The organism is Paracoccus sp. R86501, assembly GCF_042466435.1.
GTDB lineage: Bacteria > Pseudomonadota > Alphaproteobacteria > Rhodobacterales > Rhodobacteraceae > Paracoccus.
This window is the reverse complement of sequence record NZ_JAXHPZ010000001.1, coordinates 2,574,513-2,591,916: the sequence shown is the minus strand read 5'-3', so window position 1 is coordinate 2,591,916 and position 17,404 is coordinate 2,574,513. Positions and strand designations below refer to the sequence as shown.

Below are 17,404 nucleotides of genomic sequence, written 5' to 3'. Positions count from 1 at the left end.
CCGTTTCCCCATCATGGGGTATCCGGACCGTCCGACATATGGACTTTTGACGCATGCGATTCATGACACGCGGCCTGATGGGGCTGTTTCTGACCTTCCTGACACTGGCCCTGCTGTTTCTGGCGGGGTTTCTGCTGTGGCAGGCCAGCCGGACGGGTGACGCGGATGCGCGCCCCGGGCGGGGGCCGTCGGAACAGGTCTATGTCGCGCGGTTGCTGACGGTCACGCCGGGGCAGGTCCAGCCGCAGTTGCAGGTCTATGGCAGCATCCAGTCGCGGCGCGAACTGCAACTGCGGGCGGGCGCCTCGGGGCGGGTGGTCGAACTGGCCGATGCCCTGCAGGAGGGCGGCACCGTCGCGGCGGGGCAGCTCTTGGCGCGGATCGATCCGTCCTCGGCGCAGGCGGCGCTGGACAGCGGACAGGCCGAACGCGACGATGCCCAAGGCATGCTGGGCGACGCCGGACGCGCCGTCCTGATCGCAGAGCAGGATCTGGCCGCTGCCGAACGCCAGGCCGAACTGCGCGAGGCTGCAGTGACCCGCCAGCAGGAACTGTCGGGGCGCGGGCTTGGCACCAGCCTTGATCGGGAAACGGCGGAACTGGCGGCATCGACGGCGGAACAGGCGGTCATCAGCCGCCGCGCCGCGCTGGCCGATGCCGAAAGCGCCGTCACCGCCGCCGAAAACGCCCTGCGCCGGTCCGAGATCGCCCTGTCCGAGGCGCGCCGCGAATTGGCCGACACGGAACTGCGCGCCGATTTCGACGGGCGCGTCACCGACGTGACCGTCGTCCAAGGCGGGCTGGTCAGCCTGAACGAACAGATCGCCACCATCATCGACCCCGATGCGCTGGAGGTGCAGATCCCGCTGTCGCTGGACCAGTTCGCGCGCCTTGTCGGCGCGGATGGCCAGCTGGGCGAGCATCCGGTGACTGTGCTGCTGGACGGCAGTGCGGGGCAGCTGACCGCACAGGCACAATTGGACCGCGCGGCGGCATCGGTCGCCGAAGGCAGCGCCGGTCGTATCGTCTTTGCGCGCGTGACCGGTGACGGCGCGGCGCTGCGTCCGGGCGATTTCGTCCGCAGCAATATCACCGAACCGATGGTCGAGGGTGCGGCCCTGATCCCCGCCACGGCGGTCGGTGCCGATGGTGCCGTGCTGGTGGCGGGCGATGACGACCGTCTACAGGCCATTCCCGTCACGGTCCTGCGGCGTCAGGGTGACGATGTCATCATCCGCGTGCCCCCCGAACTGGCCGGTGGCCGGATCGTGGCGGAACGCGCGCCGCAGCTGGGCACCGGCATCCGCATCCGCGACGCCGAAGCCCCCGAGGAACCCGCGCCCGACCGGCAGGCACAACGCGCCGAGGGCCAGGGTCGTGGCTAGGTCGCGCGGCATCCTGTCGCTGTTCGTCCGCCACAAGACGTTGGCGAACCTTGTGCTGGCGGTCATGGTGGTCGCGGGCCTCTATTCCGCGCCGCGCCTGCGGGCGCAGTTCTTCCCCGACACGGTGGTCCAGCAGATCGACGTGACCGTCCGGTGGGACGGGGCAGGGGCCGATGACGTCGACCGATCCGTTGTGGGCGTGCTGGAACCCGCGCTGATGGGTGTCGAGGGGGTCGAGCTGACCGAAAGCCAGGCGACCCAAGGCTCGGCCCGCCTGCGGCTGGAGTTCGAGCCGGGATGGGACATGTCCCGCGCCTCGTCCGAGGTGGAAACCGCCATCAGCGCCGCAGGCGATCTGCCCGAAGGCGCCGATGACCCCGAGATCACCCGTCGCGCGTGGCGCGATTCCGTGGCCGATGTGGTCATCTCGGGGCCCGTCGGTCTGGCGCAGCTGGGGCGTATCGCGGACGATCTGTCCAACCGGCTTTATGCACGCGGGGTGACGCGGATTTCCACTGCGGGGCTGTCGGCGCCTGAAACACTGGTCGAGTTGCGCATGGCCGATCTGATCCGCCACGACCTGACGATGGAGGAGGTCGCGACCGTGATCGGTGCCGCCGCCGCAGCCACCCCCGCAGGCGATATCGCATCGGGCACGGCGCGGGTGCGGACCGGATCGGAAACCCGCGACCCTTCGGCGGTGGCGGCACTGGTGCTGAAGGCACTGCCTGACGGAACGCAGCTGACCGTGGGGGATGTGGCGGATGTGACTGACAGCGGCATCGACCGCGACATGGCCTATTTCGTCGATGGCAACCCCGCCGTGACCATCGCCGTGCAGCGCAGCGCCACGGGCGACGCCATCGGCATGCAGCGCCAGGTCGAGGATGCCGTGGCCCAGATGATGCCGACCCTGCCGCAGGGCGTCGGCATCGAACTGGTGCGCGCGCGGGCCGAGCTGATCTCGGCCCGGCTGGACCTGCTGCTGGACAATGCCGTTCTGGGGCTGGCGCTGGTGCTGGGGCTGCTGTTCCTGTTCCTGAATGCGCGCACCGCCATCTGGGTGGCGGCGGGCATTCCTGCCTCGCTGCTGGCGGCGGTCGCGTTGATGTATGCGGCGGGGATGACGATCAACATGATCTCGCTGTTCGCGCTGATCCTGACATTGGGGATCATCGTCAACGATGCGATCGTGGTGGGCGAACATGCCGATTACCGTGCCCGCAAGCTGGGCGAGCCGCCGCAGGTCGCCGCCGAACGCGCGGCGATGCGGATGGGGGCGCCCGTGGTGTCCTCGACCCTGACCACCGTCATCGCCTTTGCGGGGCTGGTCATGATCGGCGGGCGTTTCGGGCGGTTGGTCGGGGATATTCCGCTGACGGTGATCATGGTGCTGATCGCGTCGCTGGTGGAATGCTTCCTGATCCTGCCCAACCACATGGCCCATGCGCTGGCCCATACAGCCAAGGATCGCTGGTACGACCGGCCCTCGAAACTGATGAACCGCTGGCTGGACCGCTTTGTCGCGGGCGTCATGCGGCCCCTGACGCGCCTTGTGCTGGGCTGGCGCTATCCAGTTCTGGCGATGGTGGTGGTGGGGCTGTCGTGGTCGGCGGCCTCGCTGATGTCGGGCAAGGTGCCGTGGCGGTTCTTCGATGCGCCCGAACAGGGCAGCGTCGCGGGCAATTTCGCCATGCTGCCCGGGTCGGACCGCGACGATACGCTGCGGGTCATGGGTCTGGTGCAGGTGGCGGTTGAACAGGTCTCCGCGGAATACCAGCAGGAATACGGGCTGAACCCCGTGACCCATGTGATGACCATGGTGGGCGGCAATGCGGGGCGTCCGCTGCCCGGGGCCGACACCAAGGACGAGGATCTGCTGGGCGCCGTCCAGCTGGAACTGATCGACCCCGACTTCCGCCCCTATTCCAGCTTCGAATTCGTCCAATCCCTGCAAGAGGCCATGCCGACCGATCCGCGTCTGGAAACGATCAGCTTCCGCGGATCACGGTCGGGGCCGGGGGGCGATGCCATCTCGGTCCGCATGACCGGGGCCGATGCGACGGGGCTGAAGGCCGCCTCCGAAGCGCTGAAGCAGCGGCTGTCGCAATTCCCCGAGGTTTCGGCGCTGGAAGACAGCATGGATTACGACAAGGACGAACTGGCCCTGAACCTGACCCCGCAGGGCGAGGCGCTTGGCTTCACCACCCAGACCCTTGCGCGCGAATTGCGCCAGCGACTTGGCGGGATCGAGGCCGCGACCTTCCCCGTCGGCACCCGCACCGGCGCCATCACCGTCGAACTGCCCGAGGAAGACCGCCGCGGCGATTTTCTAGACAGCATGCTGATGCGGACGTCTTCGGGGCAATGGGTGCCGCTGTCGGACATCGTGACCGTCACCTCCGAGGCCGGATTTTCCGTCGTGCGTCGTGAAAACGGCGAAAGGATGATCTCGGTCACGGGGGACATTTCGGGGGATGATCCGGCGCGGGCGGCGCAGATCACCCAAGAATTGCAGCAGGTCCTGCTGCCTGACATCGCGGCGGAATTCGGCGTCACCTATGACCTGACCGGCCTCTCCGAGCAGGAGAACGAGTTCCTGACCGACGCGCTGACCGGCTTTGGGCTGGCACTGGCGGGGATCTATATGGTGCTGGCCTGGATCTTCTCCAGCTGGTCGCGACCGATGGTGGTGATGTCGGTCATCCCCTTCGGGCTGATCGGTGCGGTCTGGGGGCATGACGCTTGGCAGTTGCCGCTGAGCATGTTCTCGATCGTCGGGCTGATCGGCATGTCGGGGATCATCATCAACGATTCCATCGTGCTGATTTCTACCATCGACGAATATGCCGCCGACCGTGGCCTGCGTCCGGCCATCATGGATGCGGTGGCCGACCGCTTCCGCCCCGTGCTGCTGACGACGGCGACGACGGTTCTGGGGCTGGCGCCGCTGCTCTATGAACGCTCGTCGCAGGCGCTGTTCCTGAAGCCGACGGTGGTGACGCTGGCCTATGGGCTGGCCTTCGGGATGGTGCTGGTGTTGCTGGTCGTGCCGGCGGTGCTGGCCATCGGGGCCGACATCGGCGGTGCGATCCGCGGGTTCCGGCGCGGGCTGTCCATGACGCGTGCGCCCCGGGTGCAGCGCGCGATGTGGATGGGGGCCGTCGGTGCCGCGCTGGCCTTCGGGGTCAGCTTGTTGCCGGTGGTGGCGGCGCGCGTGGCGGGATGGACGCTGCCTGATTGGTGGCCCGTCGCGGGTCTGGGCGGGGCGATGGCGCTTTATCTGCTGTTGCTGGTGGCAGTCATGGCGGGGGCGGCGGCGGTGATGCGCCGCACGACCTAGTCGCGCGGGTCGCAGCCGCGGGTCTCGAACCCCTTGGGGTCGGTCTCTGGCGCCACGATCATGGTGACGCGCAGGTCGTCGGTATCCACATCGAAAGGCTTGCCGGATGGCGCGACCATCTCGACCGTCGCGCGATTGGCCTTGTCGATCTGCGCCGAGGAGATCCAGACCTGCGGATGGCCTGGCAGTTCGATCGCGGCCATGCCGGTGTCGGGAACGGGCAGATCGACACTGAGCCGCATGCCATCGTCCAATTCGGTGACGCGACAGGCGGGGCGGTCGGGCAGCGGCTGCGATTGCGATTGCATTGCCGCCTTGATCCTGGGGTCGTGGTCGGTCCCCGAAGGGGGGGCGGCCAGATCAAGCTGCGCGGGAACGCAGATAGATTCGCATAACCCGATCTCGATCCGGGTTTCGATGTGAACGGGCTGGCCCGGGGTCGCCGCATGGGCGGTGAAGGGCAGGACCAGCCGGTCGTGATAGCCCAAGTCCAGCTGGTCGCCCGACCGGATCGCCTGCGGAGTTGGCCAGTGGAAGGTCACATCCGCAAGGTTGCGCGACCCCTGCCAGTCGAAATGCGGGGGCAGGCCGCTGTCGCCGGGCGTGCGCCAATAGGTCTTCCACCCGGGCTGCAACCGCAGCTCCAGCGCCATGACGCGGTCGCCCTTGTCATCGGTCCACCCGGGCAGCAGGCGGGCCGAGTCCAGCCCCGGCGGCAGTTCTGTCGCGGGGGCGGCCTGCGACCGCCACGGCGTTGCCGTCAGCGCAGCTTGGGCAAGGGCCGGGGTGCCGGTGGTCAGGCTGCCGGCGATCAGGAAAAAGGCGGCGGCGATCGGGGGGATGCGTGTCATGCCCATGACCTAGCGGGTCGGGGATATGGCTGGGAAGTCACAAATGCGCGTGAACCTTGCAAGATCGCGTCGCAACCCCGATCTTGGTGGGCAAAGGAGAGCAGATGAGCAACACCCCCGACGTGACGCCCCAGACCGAAACGGAGAACGCGAACCTGACCGGCAAGATCCTGATCGCCATGCCCGGCATGACCGATCAGCGCTTCGAGAGATCGGTGGTTCTGGTCTGCGCCCATTCCGATGATGGCGCGATGGGGCTGGTCCTGAACCACCCTCTGCCGGAAATCGACTTTGGCGAACTGCTGGAACAGCTGGGCATCGAAGTCGAGGAAACCGCCCGCCCGGTGCAGATCCGCTTTGGCGGGCCGGTCGAACCGGGGCGCGGCTTCGTGCTGCATAAGGTCGCCGAACACGGGCAGGACCCCGAAGGGCGCATGCGTATCGGCCATGCTCTGGCGATGACCACGACCCGCGACATCCTTGAGGATCTGGCGCAGGGGCAGGGGCCTGAGCCTGCGGTGCTGGCACTGGGCTATGCAGGATGGGGGCCGGGGCAGCTGGAATCCGAGATGCTGGCCAATGGCTGGCTGACCGGCGAGAGTGCCGAGGATCTGATCTTCGATCAGGCGAATGACGACAAATGGCAGCGGGCGTTGCGGGCGCAGGGGATCGACCCCTCGGTCCTGTCCGCGGCGGCCGGTCGGGCCTGAAAGTCGCGCCCGATTGCGTCCCGCGACGGGCCGGGGGGCCAGCCCCCCGGACCCCCCCGGTGTCGCGCATGGGGGTCGGTCGGCCTTCAGCCGAGGTCGGGGAAGAACCTGTCCGAGGGGGTGAATATCTCGAACCCGTCGGCGGTCACGCCGATCGAATGTTCGAATTGTGCCGAAAGCGACTTGTCGCGCGTCACGGCAGTCCAGTCGTCAGCCAGGACCTTGGTTTCGGGGCGGCCCAAGTTGATCATCGGTTCGATGGTGAAGAACATGCCTTCCTCGAGAACCGGCCCTTTGCCCGCGCGACCGAAATGCAGCACGTTCGGCGGGGCGTGGAAGACCTTGCCGATGCCGTGGCCGCAGAAATCGCGCACGACGGACATGCGCTGCCCTTCGGCATAGGTCTGGATCGCCGCGCCGATGTCGCCGAAGGTGGCGCCGGGACGGACAACCTCGATCCCCTTCATCAGCGCGTCATGGGTGACCTTCAGTAGGCGCTGCGCCTTCAAGGGGGCCTTGCCGGCCACGTACATGCGGCTGGTGTCGCCGAACCAGCCGTCCACGATCACCGTCACGTCGATATTGGCGATGTCGCCTTCCTTCAGTACCTTGTCGCCGGGAATGCCGTGGCAGACGACGTGGTTCACGCTGATGCAGCTGGCATGCTGATAGCCGCGATACCCGATGGTGGCCGAGGTGGCGCCTAGTTCCGTGATGCGGTTGCGGATGAAATCGTCAAGCACAGCCGTGGTGACGCCGGGTTCGACCAGCGGCCCGACCTCGTCCAGGATCTGCGCGGCGATCGCACCCGCCTTGTGCATGCCTGCGGAATCCTCGGGCATGTGAATGCGGATACCCTCTTTGGTGATACGGCCATCGTCCATCGCTGATCCTTTCTTCATTCCTGCTAGATAGATGCCCGAGGCCACTTGTTCCAGCCCTTCGCGCAGGCATAGAAAGATGCACAACATTTCAAGCCAAGGGGCAGTGCAGATGCAGTCGGACAACCCTACCGCCGCGATTCTGGTGATCGGAGACGAAATTCTGTCGGGACGCACCCGCGAAGGCAACGCCCACCATCTGGCTCAGGTGCTGACGGCGACCGGCTTCGATTTGCAGGAAATTCGTGTCGTGGCAGATGATCACGACCGCATCGTCCAGACCATTCGCGAATACGACAAGTCGCTTGGCGGCAAATACGACCTGCTGTTCACATCAGGGGGGATCGGCCCGACGCATGACGACATCACCGCCGATGCCGTTGCCGACGCCCATGGCACGACGGTCGAAATTCATCCCGATGCCCGCGCGATCCTGCAGGACCGCTGCGACCGCATGGGGACCGAACTGACGGAAAACCGTCTGCGCATGGCCCGTATCCCGGTGGGTGCGACGCTGATCGACAATTCTGTGTCGGGCGCGCCGGGCTTTTCCATCGGCAACACCCATGTGATGGCCGGCGTGCCCGAGGTGTTCCGCGGCATGGTCGCCTGGCTGGTCCCGAACCTGCCCGGCGGTCGCCCGGTGCAATCCCTGACCATCGAGGTCCGCCGCGGCGAAAGCGACGTGGCCGAGGATCTGAAGGCCGTCGCCGCCGATTTCGCCGATCTGTCGCTTGGGTCCTATCCCTTCCGCGATGACACCGGCTGGGGCACGAACCTTGTGGTGCGCGGCCTGGATCAGGCCCGCGTCGAACAGGGCATGACAGCCCTGAAGGCGCGTCTGTCGCTGTAATGGGACGGCCCGATCCCGATCTGGCCCGCGCGTTCGAGGAAACCTGGCCTGCCGCCGAAACCGTCCGCTGTGGCGGGTTTATCGTCGGGCGCGGGCTTGGTGCGGGCGGGCGTGTCAGTTCGGGGTTGGCAGATGGGCCCTGGACGCCGGACGATATCGAGGCGGCCTGCGCGCAGCATGTGGCATGGGGTCAGCGCCCCCTGTTCCGCGCATGGGATGATCAGGGCGATCTAATTGACGCATTGACCGCGCGCGGGTTTGCGGTGGAAATCCCGACCTTGGTGATGTCCGCGCCGGTGGCGTCCCTGACCGACCGGCCATTGCCGCCTGTGACTACCTTTACCGTCTGGCCGCCCATGGCGATCCAGCGGCAGATCTGGGGTGCGGGCAATATCAACCCGGCGCGGCAGGCGGTGATGGACCGCGTGACCCAGCCCAAGGCCGCCATTCTTGGCCGCATTCAGGACCGCGCCGCAGGCAGCGCCTTTGTTGCGGTGCATGGCCCCGTCGCCATGGTCCACGGGGTCGAGGTTCTGGCCCCCTTCCGCAGACAGGGTCTGGCCGGTTGGATGATGCGTCAGGCCGCCTTCTGGGCTGCTGAACATGGCGCGACCCGCATCGGGCTGGCGGTCAGCCGTGCCAATCAGGCGGCGCAGGCGACCTATGCCAGCATGGGTTTCAGCGTGAACGGCAGCTATGCTTATTACGGGCGGGACTAAAGTTCCGTCCGCAATTCCCACAGGTCGGGATACAAGACCACATCCAGCATTCGTCGCAGATAGCTGACGCCCGATGTGCCGCCCGACCCGCGCTTGAACCCGATGACCCGTTCGACCGTGGTGACATGGTTGAAGCGCCAGCGGCGGAAGTAATCTTCGAAATCGACCAGCTTTTCGGCCAGTTCGTACAGTTCCCAGTATTTCGCAGGGTCGCGATAGACCTGCGCCCATGCCGCGCGCGCGGCGGGGTCGGCGTGATGCGGTTTGTCCAGTTCGGCGCGTGCGGGCACATCGAAACCCGCGTCGCGCAGCCGGTCCAGCACGACGTCGTAAAGCGATGGTGACGCCGCCTCGGTCCGCAGAGCTGCGGCCAGTTCGGGGCGGTGTTCGTGCGGGCCGATCATCGCCATGTTGCGATTGCCCGCCACGAATTCGATCATTCGGTATTGGAACGACTGGAAGCCGCTGCTTTGCGCAAGTGAAGGCCGGAATTCGGTATATTCACTGGGCGTCATCGTCCGCAGCACGTCCCACGCGCTGTTCAACTGCTCCATGATGCGCGAGACGCGCGACAGCATCTTGAAGGCCGGGCGCAGATCGCCTGCCGCGATGCTGGCGCGGGCGGCGGACATTTCGTGCAGGGCCAGCTTCATCCACAGCTCACTGGTCTGATGCTGGATGACGAACAGCATTTCGTCATGGGCATCCGACAGCGGGTGCTGTGCGGTCAGGATCTTGTCCAGCCCCAGATAATCGCCATAGGACATGCGCCCGTCAAAGGACATCTGGGCGCCTTCGGACGCGGGATCATAGGTCATTGCTTCAGCCTGAATCGTTGAATCTTGCCCGTCTGGGTTTTTGGCAATGCGTCGCAAAAGACCACACTGCGCGGATATTTGAAGGGTGCGATGCTGTCCTTGACGTGACGCTGCAACCGTTCGCTGGTGGCCTGATCGGGGGTGACACCATCGGCCAGCACGACATGGGCCTGTACAATCTGGCCACGATCCGCGTCTGCCACGCCGATCACGGCGCATTCGGCCACATCCGGATGGGCCAGCAAGGCCGCCTCGACATCGGGCCCGGCGATATTATAGCCCGCCGAGACGATGATATCGTCGCAACGCGCCGCAAAGTGGAAGCGCCCGTCATCATCCTGCCAGAAGGTGTCGCCGGTCAGGTTCCAGCCATCCTTGACATATTCACCCTGCCGCGGATCGTCCAGATAACGGCAGCCGATGGGGCCGATGACAGCCAGACGGCCCATCTCGCCACGCGGCACTTCGGCCCCGTCATCGCCGATGATGCGGGCGCGATAGCCTTGCACGGGACGACCCGTGCAGCCAGGGTGGCTGTCATCCAGACGGTTGGTCAAAAAGATGTGCAACATCTCGGTCGCGCCGATGCCGTCCAGCATCGGCTTGCCGGTGCGGTCGTGCCAATCCTGCCAGACGGGGGCGGGCAGGGTTTCGCCCGCGCTGACGGCCACGCGCAGGCTGGACAGATCCGCCCCCTGATCCATCGCTCGCAGCATGACGCGATAGGCGGTCGGCGCGGTGAAACAGATGGTGGCGCGGTGTTCTTCGATGATCTTGATCATGTTGGGCGGCGATGCGTTTTCCAGCAGCACCGCGCTGGCCCCGAAGCGCAACGGAAAGACCGCCAGCCCGCCCAGACCAAAGGTAAACGCCAGTGGCGGGCTGCCCACAAAGACATCATCGGGGGTGACGGACAGAACCTCGCGCGCATAGCCATCAGCGATGATCAGCAGGTCGCGGTGGAAATGCATCGTGGCTTTCGGTTCGCCCGTCAACCCCGAGGTCATGCCCAGCAGCGCCACATCATCGCGCCCCGTCCGCACGGCGTCGAAGCGCACCGGCTTGGTCAGGGCCGCGCGGTCCAGTTCGGCGTCATGGTTGGCAGTGCCGTCAAAACCGATCACGGTGTTCAGCAGCGGCGACGCCTTGGCGGTGGCGACCATCTCCTCCATCAGGCGCGTGTCGCAAAGTGCGAAGGCGACCTGAGCCTTATCGACGATTTGGCCCAATTCCTTGGCGCGCAGCATCGGCATGGTGTTCACGACCACCGCGCCTGCCTTGGTCGCGGCCAGCCAGCAGGCGACCATCGCGGGGTTGTTGGCCGACCGGATCAGCACGCGGTTGCCGGGTTTCACGCCGTAATCGCTGACCAGCGCATGGGCCAGCCGGTTGGTCCAATCCGACAGCTCCTTATAGGTGCGCGCCCGCCCGTTTCCCACCAGCGCGATGCGGTCGCCAAAGCCGCGTTCGACCATGCGGTCGGTCAGTTCGGCCCCGACATTCAGCCAGTCGGGATAGTCATAGCCGGACAGGTCGATCACCGGCCATTGATCGGGCGGCGGCAGGTGGTCGCGCGTAAAGCTGTCCTGATGTCCGCTTGGTCCCAAGGCTGGCATGATGATCCCCTGCTGTGGTTTCAGTCCGGTACGACGGCTGTGGCTTCGATCTCGACCTTGGCACGATCCTCGACCAGCGCCACGATCTGCACCAAGGCCATGGCGGGATAATGGCGTCCGATGACGGCGCGGTAGGCGGCACCGATTTCGCGCAGGGCATCCAGATATTCGTGCTTGTCGGTGACATACCAAGTCAGGCGGACGATATGTTCGGGACCTGCGCCACCTTCGGCCAGCACGGCGACGATGTTTTCCAGCACCTGCCGGACCTGACCGGCAAAATCATCGGTCTGGAACTGCTGATCGGCATCCCAACCGATCAACCCGCCGGTATAGATAGTTCGCCCGCGCGCCATAATGCCATTGGCATAGCCTATGGCGCGCTTCCAATGTGCGGGGTGGAGGGGTTCATGCATGGTAATCCTCCAACGTGGCACGGAAATCACCGGGCCAGGGCGAGGGGGTGAAATCGCGCGCCATCCAGACGACGGTGCTGCGTGCCTCCAGCCGGTCCTCGGCGCGGATCAGGAAACGCGCGCTGCTGGTGCCCAGATGTTCGACCTGCAGATCCCATTGGATGCGATCCCCAAGCCGCGACGGCTTCTTGAAATCCATCTGCAGGCTGACCGTCGGCATGCCCTGACCTGCGGCCATCATCGGGCCGAAGCCGTGGCCGATCACTTCAAGGAAGAAGTTTTCCACCATGTGATTCACCATTTCCGCATAGCGGGGGTAAAAGACGATGCCCGCCGGATCGCAGTGGCAGAATTCGATGGCAATAGTGCGGGAATAGATCATGATCCCTCCAACACGCTGCGGGCGATGATCAGTTTTTGCACATCGCTGGCCCCTTCATAGATGCGCAAGGCGCGGATTTCGCGGTAAAGGCTTTCGACCTGCATGCCGACGCGGACGCCGTCGCCGCCGAACAGTTGCACCGCTTGGTCGATGACCTGCTGGGCAGCCTCGGTCGCGTACAGCTTGGCCATCGCCGCTTCGCGCGTGATACGGGGGGCGCCCCGATCCTTGGCCCATGCGGCGCGATAGACCAGCAAGGCGGCGGCATCGATCTTGAGCGCCATATCGGCCAGATGGCCCTGAACCATCTGCAAATCCGACATCGGCGCGCCGAACAGCTGGCGTTCGCGGACGCGGGTCAGGGCTTCGTCCAACGCACGGCGGGCAAAGCCCAAGGCCGCGGCCCCGACGGTCGGGCGGAAATGGTCCAGAACCGTCATGGCGATGCGGAAACCTTGCCCCGCCTGACCGATCAGCGCATCGGCAGACAGGTGCACATCCGTCAGCCGCAGATGGGCCAGCGGGTGGGGGGCCATCACCTCGATCCGGTCGACGACCTGCAGACCCGGCGTGTCGGCGGGCAACAAAAAGGCCGACAGACCCTTGGCGCCCGCAGCCTCGCCCGTGCGGGCAATAATGACATAGATGTCAGCGATACCCCCGTTCGAGATATAGGTCTTTTCCCCCTCCAGCACCCAGTGATCACCATCGCGTCGCGCGGTGGTGGCCGTCCGTGCCACATCCGACCCCGATCCCGGCTCGGTCAGCGCAAAACCCGAAATCGCATCGCCCGCCCGCGTCCGGTCCAGCCACGCCCGCTGTCCGTCGCTGCCAAACAGAGTGACGGCCCCCATGCCTAGCCCCTGCATCGCAAAGGCGAAATCGGCCAGCCCGTCATGGCGGGCCAGCGTTTCGCGGCTAATGCACAGCGCCCGGATGTCCAGCGCCGCCCCGCCGGAATGGCGCAGCCAGCCGCCCCGACCCAAGGCCCCGACCAGCCCGCGACAGGCCGCATCCACATCACTGTGATCGACGGGCAAATGCGCGGCACACCATGCCTCAAGCTCTGCCGCCAACACACGGTGGCGATCCTCGAAAAACGGCCAGTCCAGAAAGCTGCGATCCATCTTCTCTGTTGTCCCAAATACCCTCGGGGGGTCCGGGGGGCGAAGCGCCCCCGGGCTGTCAGTTTCCTTCGAACACCGGTGTCTCTTTGGCGACGAAGGCGTGATAGGCGCGCTCGAAATCGCGGGTCTTCATGCAGATGGCCTGCGCCTGCGCTTCGGCCTCGATGGCTTGATCCAGACCCATGTTCCATTCCTGGTTCAGTTGGGTCTTGGTGATGCCATGCGCCCAGACTGGCCCGTCGGCGATCTGCCGCGCCAGCGCCATCGCTGCGCTTTCCACGTCATCATGCAGACTGTTCCAGAACCCCCAGCGTGCGCCCTCATCGGCGCGCAGCAGACGGCCCGTGTACAGCAGCTCCGCCGCGCGGCCTTGACCGATAATCCGAGGCAGCATCGCGCAGGCACCCATGTCGCATCCGGCCAATCCGACCTTGGTGAACAGGAAGGCCGCCTTGGCCGATGGTGCCGCCAGCCGCAGGTCCGAAGCCATGGCCATGATCGCGCCCGCCCCCACGCAGATGCCCTCGACGGCTGCGATGACGGGCTTGTTGCAATGGATCATCGCCTTGACCAGCTCGCCGGTCATGCGGGTAAAGGCCAGCAGCTCGGGCATCTCCATCCCCACCAGCGGGCCGATGATTTCATGCACATCACCACCCGAGCAGAAATTGCCGCCATTGCTGGCGATCACGACCACATCCACATCATCGGCATGGGCCAGATCGCGGAAATGGGCGGCCAGTTCGGCATAGCTGTCGAAGGTGAGCGGGTTCTTGCGCTCGGGGCGGTTCAGGCGGATCACGCCGATGCGGTCGGTCACCTGCCACAGGAAATGCCGCGGGCTGCGGTTGGCCATCGTCACGGAGGTCATGGTGTTCCTCCGGCGCGGGACAGGATCGCGCGCATCATGTCCAGATCCTCCTGCCCGAGATTGGCGAAGATGGCATCGACCTCGGCCTCATGGCCGCGGGCCATGGTTTCGAAGGCGGTGCGTCCGGCGGGCGTCAGGCGCACACGGATGCGGCGGCGGTCGCCATCCTCGGCCTCGCGTTTGGCCATGCCGTCGGCCTCCAGCCGGTCCACCACGGCGGTGGCATTCCCGTTCGAGACCAGCAGCATCCGCGACAGTTCCGACATCGTCACCCCGTCGCGGCACCGCCACAGCGCCGCCATCACGTCGAACCGCGGCAGGGTCGAGGCATGTTCGCGCCGCAGGTAATCCCGCAACCGGTTTTCCGCCCCGCGCGTCATGGCCAGAATGCGGATCCATGTCTTGAGGCGGTCCTTGGAAAGATCGCTCATGGGCCTTCGCCGCCGTCGATGGTGATCGCCTGACCGTTCATGGCGCCCGACCCCTCCAGCGCCAGCCACAAGGCCGCCGCCGTCACATCCGATGGCGGGATCAGCTTGCCCTGCGGGTTGCGTCCGGCGATGCCCGCGATGGCCGCCGCGCGGTCGCGGCCGGTCTTGGCCATGACGTTGTCGATGCTGCGCTGGGTCATCTCGGTGTCCAGGTATCCGGGGCAGATGGCGTTGACGGTGATGTCCTTCTTGGCGACCTCTTGCGCCAAGGACCGCACCAGACCCATCACGCCATGCTTGCTGGCCGCATAAGGCGCGGCATAGGCGGCCCCGCGCAGCCCTGCGATCGAACAGATGGCAATCAGCCGTCCGCCCGGACCCATCTGGGCCAGGCCCTGCTGGAAGGTCAGAAAGACACCCGTCAGGTTGACCGCGATGATGCGGTTCCAGTGATCCATGGTGACCTTGCCGAAAGGCGCGGCCTCGGCGATGCCGGCATTGGCGATGACGATCTGGCAGGGGCCGGCTTCGGCAAAGACGCGGGCCACCTGATCGGGGTCGCTGACATCGCCCGCGACGGCGCGGATGCGGCCCCCCGCGATGCGGTCCAGTTTGGCGCGGTCGCGTCCGGTGATGACGACGTCATGGCCGCGTTCGGCGAAGGCGCGGGCCATGTCGGCGCCCGTGCCGCTGCCGCCGCCGGTGATCAGGACGGTGCTCATGCGCGGATCTCCTCGGATTGTTTCTGGGCAAGGCGGCGGGCCTGGTCGCCGCCTGCAAGATAGGGCAGGGGCCATGGGGTGCCCGTGTCGCCGAGCGCGGTCGCGGCATGCAGCGTCCAATAGGGGTCGGCCAGATGCGGGCGCGCCAGACAGACAAGATCGGCCCGCCCCGCCATCAGGATCGAGTTCACCTGATCGGCCTCGGTGATATTGCCGACGGCCATTGTGGCGATGCCCGCCTGATTGCGGATGCGGTCGGAAAACGGCGTCTGGAACATCCGACCATAGACGGGCTTGGCATCGGGCGTGGTCTGCCCCGCCGACACGTCGATGATATCGGCCCCCGCATCATGGAAGGCGCGGGCGATGGCCACGGCATCATCGGGGGTGATGCCGTCGTCGGTCCAATCCGTGGCCGAGATGCGCACCGCCATCGGCTTATGTTCGGGCCATGCGGCGCGCATCGCGGCCAGCACCTGCAAGGGCCAGCGCAGCCGGTTTTCCAGACTGCCGCCATAGTCGTCGGTGCGCCGGTTCGACACCGGCGACAGGAAGCTGCTGAGCAGATAGCCATGGGCCGCGTGCAGTTCGATCATGTCGAAGCCTGCCGCATCCGCCATATGGGTCGCGCCGACGAACTGTCCGCGCACGACATCCATATCCGCCTGCGTCATTTCACGCGGGTTGGCATTGTCGTCGGACCAGGGCAGGACCGAGGCCGATATCAGCGGCCAGTTGCCTTCGGCCAAGGGCTTGTCCATCCCTTCCCACCCGATGCGGGTGCTGCCCTTGCGACCGGCATGGCCGATCTGGCAGCAGATCTTCGCGTCGGTTTCGCTGTGGACAAAATCGACGATGCGCGTCCAGGCCGCCTGATGTTCGGGGGCGTAGAGGCCCGGACAACCCGGCGTGATGCGGCCATCGGCGCTGACGCAGGTCATCTCGGTATAGACCAGCCCCGCGCCGCCCTTGGCGCGTTCACCGTAATGGACCAGATGCCAGTCGGTCGGGCAGCCGTCCTGCGCCTTGTATTGCGCCATGGGCGACACGACGATGCGGTTTTTCAGCGTCATGTCGCGCAGGCGGAACGGGGCGAACATCGGCGCGCGTCCGGTCTGGCCCCCTGCCTGTTGCTGGAACCAATCCTCGGCCCGGCGCACCCAATCCGGGTCGCGCAGGCGCAGGTTTTCATGGCTGATGCGCTGGCTGCGGGTCAGCAGGGAATAGGTGAACTGGATGGGGTGCAGGTCGAAGTAACGCTCGACCTCTTCGAACCATTCCAGGCTGTTGCGGGCAGCGGATTGCAGGCGCAGCACCTCGACCCGACGTTCGTCCTGATAGCGCTGGAAGGCACCTTCCAGTGTGGGTTCGCTGTGCAGGTAATCGGCCAGCGCGATGGCGCTGTCCAAGGCCAGCCGCGTCCCCGATCCGATCGAGAAATGCCCCGTCGCCGCCGCATCCCCCATCAGCACCACGTTTTCATGATACCAGCGGTCGCAGACCACCCGCGGGAAATTCATCCAGACCGCCGATCCGCGCAGATGTTCGGCATTCGACATCAGCTTGTGACCGCCCAGATGGTCGGCAAAGACCGCGCGGCAGGTCTCGACGATGTCTTCCTTGGTCATGGTTTCGAAACCGAAGCCGTCCCAGGTGTCCTGGCTGCATTCGACGATGAAGGTCGCAGTGTCGTCGTCGAAGGAATAGACATGCGCCCACATCCAGCCATGCGGCGTCTTTTCGAAGATAAAGGTGAAGGCGTCGTCGAATTTCTGGTGCGTGCCCAGCCAGATGAACTTGCAGAGGCGCATGTCGATATCAGGGCGGAAGGTTTCGGCATATTCGGCGCGCACCCGGCTGTTCAGCCCGTCGGCGGCCACCACCAGATCGTAATCGCGGCGATAGCTTTCGGCAGGGCCGAACTCGGTCTCGAACTGCATGGTGACGCCCAGTTCGCGGGCGCGGTCCTGAAGTAGCGTCAGCAGCTTCTTGCGACCGATACCGGCGAACCCATGCCCGCCCGACACATCGCGCTGACCGTCGCGGATGACGGCGATATCGTCCCAATAGATGAAGTTGTCGCGGATCGCCTTGGTGGAGGGCGGGTCGTTCTTTTCCATCCGCGCCAGCGCGTCATCTGACAGGACCACGCCCCAGCCGAAGGTGTCGTTGGCGCGGTTGCGTTCCAGCACCGTCACATCATGCGACGGGTCCCGCAGCTTCATCGAGATCGCGAAGTAAAGGCCCGCAGGCCCGCCGCCCAGACACAGGATCTTCAT

General features: G+C 65.8%; 16 protein-coding genes. 5 read left to right on the top strand and 11 right to left on the bottom strand.

Features of this window, described 5'->3' with window-relative positions:
• Positions 1 to 62 precede the first annotated feature (62 nt).
• Together SJY40_RS12685 and SJY40_RS12680 are read left to right on the top strand one after the other, a co-directional pair.
• Complete coding sequence (locus SJY40_RS12685) at positions 63 to 1,385, top strand: efflux RND transporter periplasmic adaptor subunit (RefSeq protein WP_378946988.1); 1,323 nt, start codon at positions 63 to 65, stop codon at positions 1,383 to 1,385.
• Entirely contained in the window at positions 1,378 to 4,728 is a 3,351-nt protein-coding gene (locus tag SJY40_RS12680) for an efflux RND transporter permease subunit (RefSeq protein ID WP_378946985.1), read from the top strand. The genes SJY40_RS12685 and SJY40_RS12680 overlap by 8 nt, the downstream gene beginning before the upstream one ends.
• Here the strand turns inward: SJY40_RS12680 and SJY40_RS12675 are convergent.
• Positions 4,725 to 5,579 carry a protein-disulfide reductase DsbD domain-containing protein gene (locus tag SJY40_RS12675; protein ID WP_378946983.1) on the bottom strand — a complete coding sequence of 285 codons (855 nt, stop codon included), beginning with the start codon at positions 5,577 to 5,579 and terminating at the stop codon, positions 4,725 to 4,727. The two genes, SJY40_RS12680 and SJY40_RS12675, sit on opposite strands and share 4 nt — an antisense overlap.
• Before the next feature lie 104 nt (positions 5,580 to 5,683).
• On the opposite strand from SJY40_RS12675, the gene SJY40_RS12670 reads away from it, so the two are divergent.
• Positions 5,684 to 6,289, top strand: coding sequence for a YqgE/AlgH family protein (locus SJY40_RS12670; protein ID WP_378946980.1), 606 nt, complete (start codon positions 5,684 to 5,686; stop codon positions 6,287 to 6,289).
• Positions 6,290 to 6,375: 86 nt separating this feature from the next.
• On the opposite strand, the gene map is transcribed toward SJY40_RS12670, so the two are convergent.
• Positions 6,376 to 7,173, bottom strand: a complete 798-nt coding sequence (map, locus tag SJY40_RS12665) for a type I methionyl aminopeptidase (RefSeq protein WP_378946977.1) — start codon at positions 7,171 to 7,173, stop codon at positions 6,376 to 6,378.
• Positions 7,174 to 7,282: 109 nt separating this feature from the next.
• Between map and SJY40_RS12660 the strand changes: the two genes are divergently transcribed.
• Positions 7,283 to 8,023 carry a competence/damage-inducible protein A gene (locus SJY40_RS12660; RefSeq protein ID WP_378946975.1) on the top strand — a complete coding sequence of 247 codons (741 nt, stop codon included), beginning with the start codon at positions 7,283 to 7,285 and terminating at the stop codon, positions 8,021 to 8,023.
• Positions 8,023 to 8,742 (top strand): GNAT family N-acetyltransferase, encoded by a 720-nt coding sequence (locus SJY40_RS12655; protein ID WP_378946972.1) that lies wholly within the window; start codon positions 8,023 to 8,025, stop codon positions 8,740 to 8,742. The genes SJY40_RS12660 and SJY40_RS12655 overlap by 1 nt, the downstream gene beginning before the upstream one ends.
• Here SJY40_RS12655 and kynA read toward each other — a convergent pair.
• The 9 genes from kynA to SJY40_RS12610 are packed head-to-tail and all read right to left on the bottom strand — an operon-like array spanning position 8,739 to position 17,404.
• Entirely contained in the window at positions 8,739 to 9,560 is an 822-nt protein-coding gene (gene kynA / locus SJY40_RS12650; RefSeq protein ID WP_378946969.1) for a tryptophan 2,3-dioxygenase, read from the bottom strand. The genes SJY40_RS12655 and kynA overlap by 4 nt on opposite strands.
• Positions 9,557 to 11,176: an AMP-binding protein gene (locus SJY40_RS12645; RefSeq protein ID WP_378946966.1), complete on the bottom strand. Its 1,620-nt coding sequence runs from the start codon at positions 11,174 to 11,176 to the stop codon at positions 9,557 to 9,559. The genes kynA and SJY40_RS12645 overlap by 4 nt, the downstream gene beginning before the upstream one ends.
• Positions 11,177 to 11,196: 20 nt before the next feature.
• Positions 11,197 to 11,592: a RidA family protein gene (locus SJY40_RS12640; RefSeq protein ID WP_378946963.1), complete on the bottom strand. Its 396-nt coding sequence runs from the start codon at positions 11,590 to 11,592 to the stop codon at positions 11,197 to 11,199.
• Positions 11,585 to 11,974, bottom strand: a complete 390-nt coding sequence (locus tag SJY40_RS12635) for an acyl-CoA thioesterase (protein WP_378946960.1) — start codon at positions 11,972 to 11,974, stop codon at positions 11,585 to 11,587. Before SJY40_RS12635 ends, SJY40_RS12640 begins: the two co-directional genes overlap by 8 nt.
• Complete coding sequence (locus tag SJY40_RS12630) at positions 11,971 to 13,101, bottom strand: acyl-CoA dehydrogenase family protein (protein ID WP_378946957.1); 1,131 nt, start codon at positions 13,099 to 13,101, stop codon at positions 11,971 to 11,973. The genes SJY40_RS12635 and SJY40_RS12630 overlap by 4 nt, the downstream gene beginning before the upstream one ends.
• Positions 13,102 to 13,159: 58 nt before the next feature.
• Positions 13,160 to 13,972 (bottom strand): enoyl-CoA hydratase family protein, encoded by an 813-nt coding sequence (locus tag SJY40_RS12625; RefSeq protein ID WP_378946954.1) that lies wholly within the window; start codon positions 13,970 to 13,972, stop codon positions 13,160 to 13,162.
• Complete coding sequence (locus tag SJY40_RS12620; protein ID WP_378946951.1) at positions 13,969 to 14,403, bottom strand: MarR family winged helix-turn-helix transcriptional regulator; 435 nt, start codon at positions 14,401 to 14,403, stop codon at positions 13,969 to 13,971. Before SJY40_RS12620 ends, SJY40_RS12625 begins: the two co-directional genes overlap by 4 nt.
• Positions 14,400 to 15,125, bottom strand: coding sequence for an SDR family NAD(P)-dependent oxidoreductase (locus tag SJY40_RS12615; RefSeq protein ID WP_378946948.1), 726 nt, complete (start codon positions 15,123 to 15,125; stop codon positions 14,400 to 14,402). Before SJY40_RS12615 ends, SJY40_RS12620 begins: the two co-directional genes overlap by 4 nt.
• A complete protein-coding gene (locus SJY40_RS12610) occupies positions 15,122 to 17,404 on the bottom strand; it encodes a bifunctional salicylyl-CoA 5-hydroxylase/oxidoreductase (protein ID WP_378946945.1) in 2,283 nt (760 codons plus the stop codon). Before SJY40_RS12610 ends, SJY40_RS12615 begins: the two co-directional genes overlap by 4 nt.

Bases quoted from the DNA above. Each gene is read 5' to 3' on its own strand.
- SJY40_RS12685 (WP_378946988.1), top strand. From the start codon at position 63: ATGACACGCGGCCTGATGGGGCTGTTTCTGACCTTCCTGACACTGGCC.
- SJY40_RS12675 (WP_378946983.1), bottom strand. From the start codon at position 5,579: ATGACACGCATCCCCCCGATCGCCGCCGCCTTTTTCCTGATCGCCGGC.
- SJY40_RS12670 (WP_378946980.1), top strand. From the start codon at position 5,684: ATGAGCAACACCCCCGACGTGACGCCCCAGACCGAAACGGAGAACGCG.
- map (WP_378946977.1), bottom strand. From the start codon at position 7,173: ATGGACGATGGCCGTATCACCAAAGAGGGTATCCGCATTCACATGCCC.
- SJY40_RS12660 (WP_378946975.1), top strand. From the start codon at position 7,283: ATGCAGTCGGACAACCCTACCGCCGCGATTCTGGTGATCGGAGACGAA.
- SJY40_RS12655 (WP_378946972.1), top strand. From the start codon at position 8,023: ATGGGACGGCCCGATCCCGATCTGGCCCGCGCGTTCGAGGAAACCTGG.
- kynA (WP_378946969.1), bottom strand. From the start codon at position 9,560: ATGACCTATGATCCCGCGTCCGAAGGCGCCCAGATGTCCTTTGACGGG.
- SJY40_RS12645 (WP_378946966.1), bottom strand. From the start codon at position 11,176: ATGCCAGCCTTGGGACCAAGCGGACATCAGGACAGCTTTACGCGCGAC.
- SJY40_RS12640 (WP_378946963.1), bottom strand. From the start codon at position 11,592: ATGCATGAACCCCTCCACCCCGCACATTGGAAGCGCGCCATAGGCTAT.
- SJY40_RS12635 (WP_378946960.1), bottom strand. From the start codon at position 11,974: ATGATCTATTCCCGCACTATTGCCATCGAATTCTGCCACTGCGATCCG.
- SJY40_RS12630 (WP_378946957.1), bottom strand. From the start codon at position 13,101: ATGGATCGCAGCTTTCTGGACTGGCCGTTTTTCGAGGATCGCCACCGT.
- SJY40_RS12625 (WP_378946954.1), bottom strand. From the start codon at position 13,972: ATGACCTCCGTGACGATGGCCAACCGCAGCCCGCGGCATTTCCTGTGG.
- SJY40_RS12620 (WP_378946951.1), bottom strand. From the start codon at position 14,403: ATGAGCGATCTTTCCAAGGACCGCCTCAAGACATGGATCCGCATTCTG.
- SJY40_RS12615 (WP_378946948.1), bottom strand. From the start codon at position 15,125: ATGAGCACCGTCCTGATCACCGGCGGCGGCAGCGGCACGGGCGCCGAC.
- SJY40_RS12610 (WP_378946945.1), bottom strand. From the start codon at position 17,404: ATGAAGATCCTGTGTCTGGGCGGCGGGCCTGCGGGCCTTTACTTCGCG.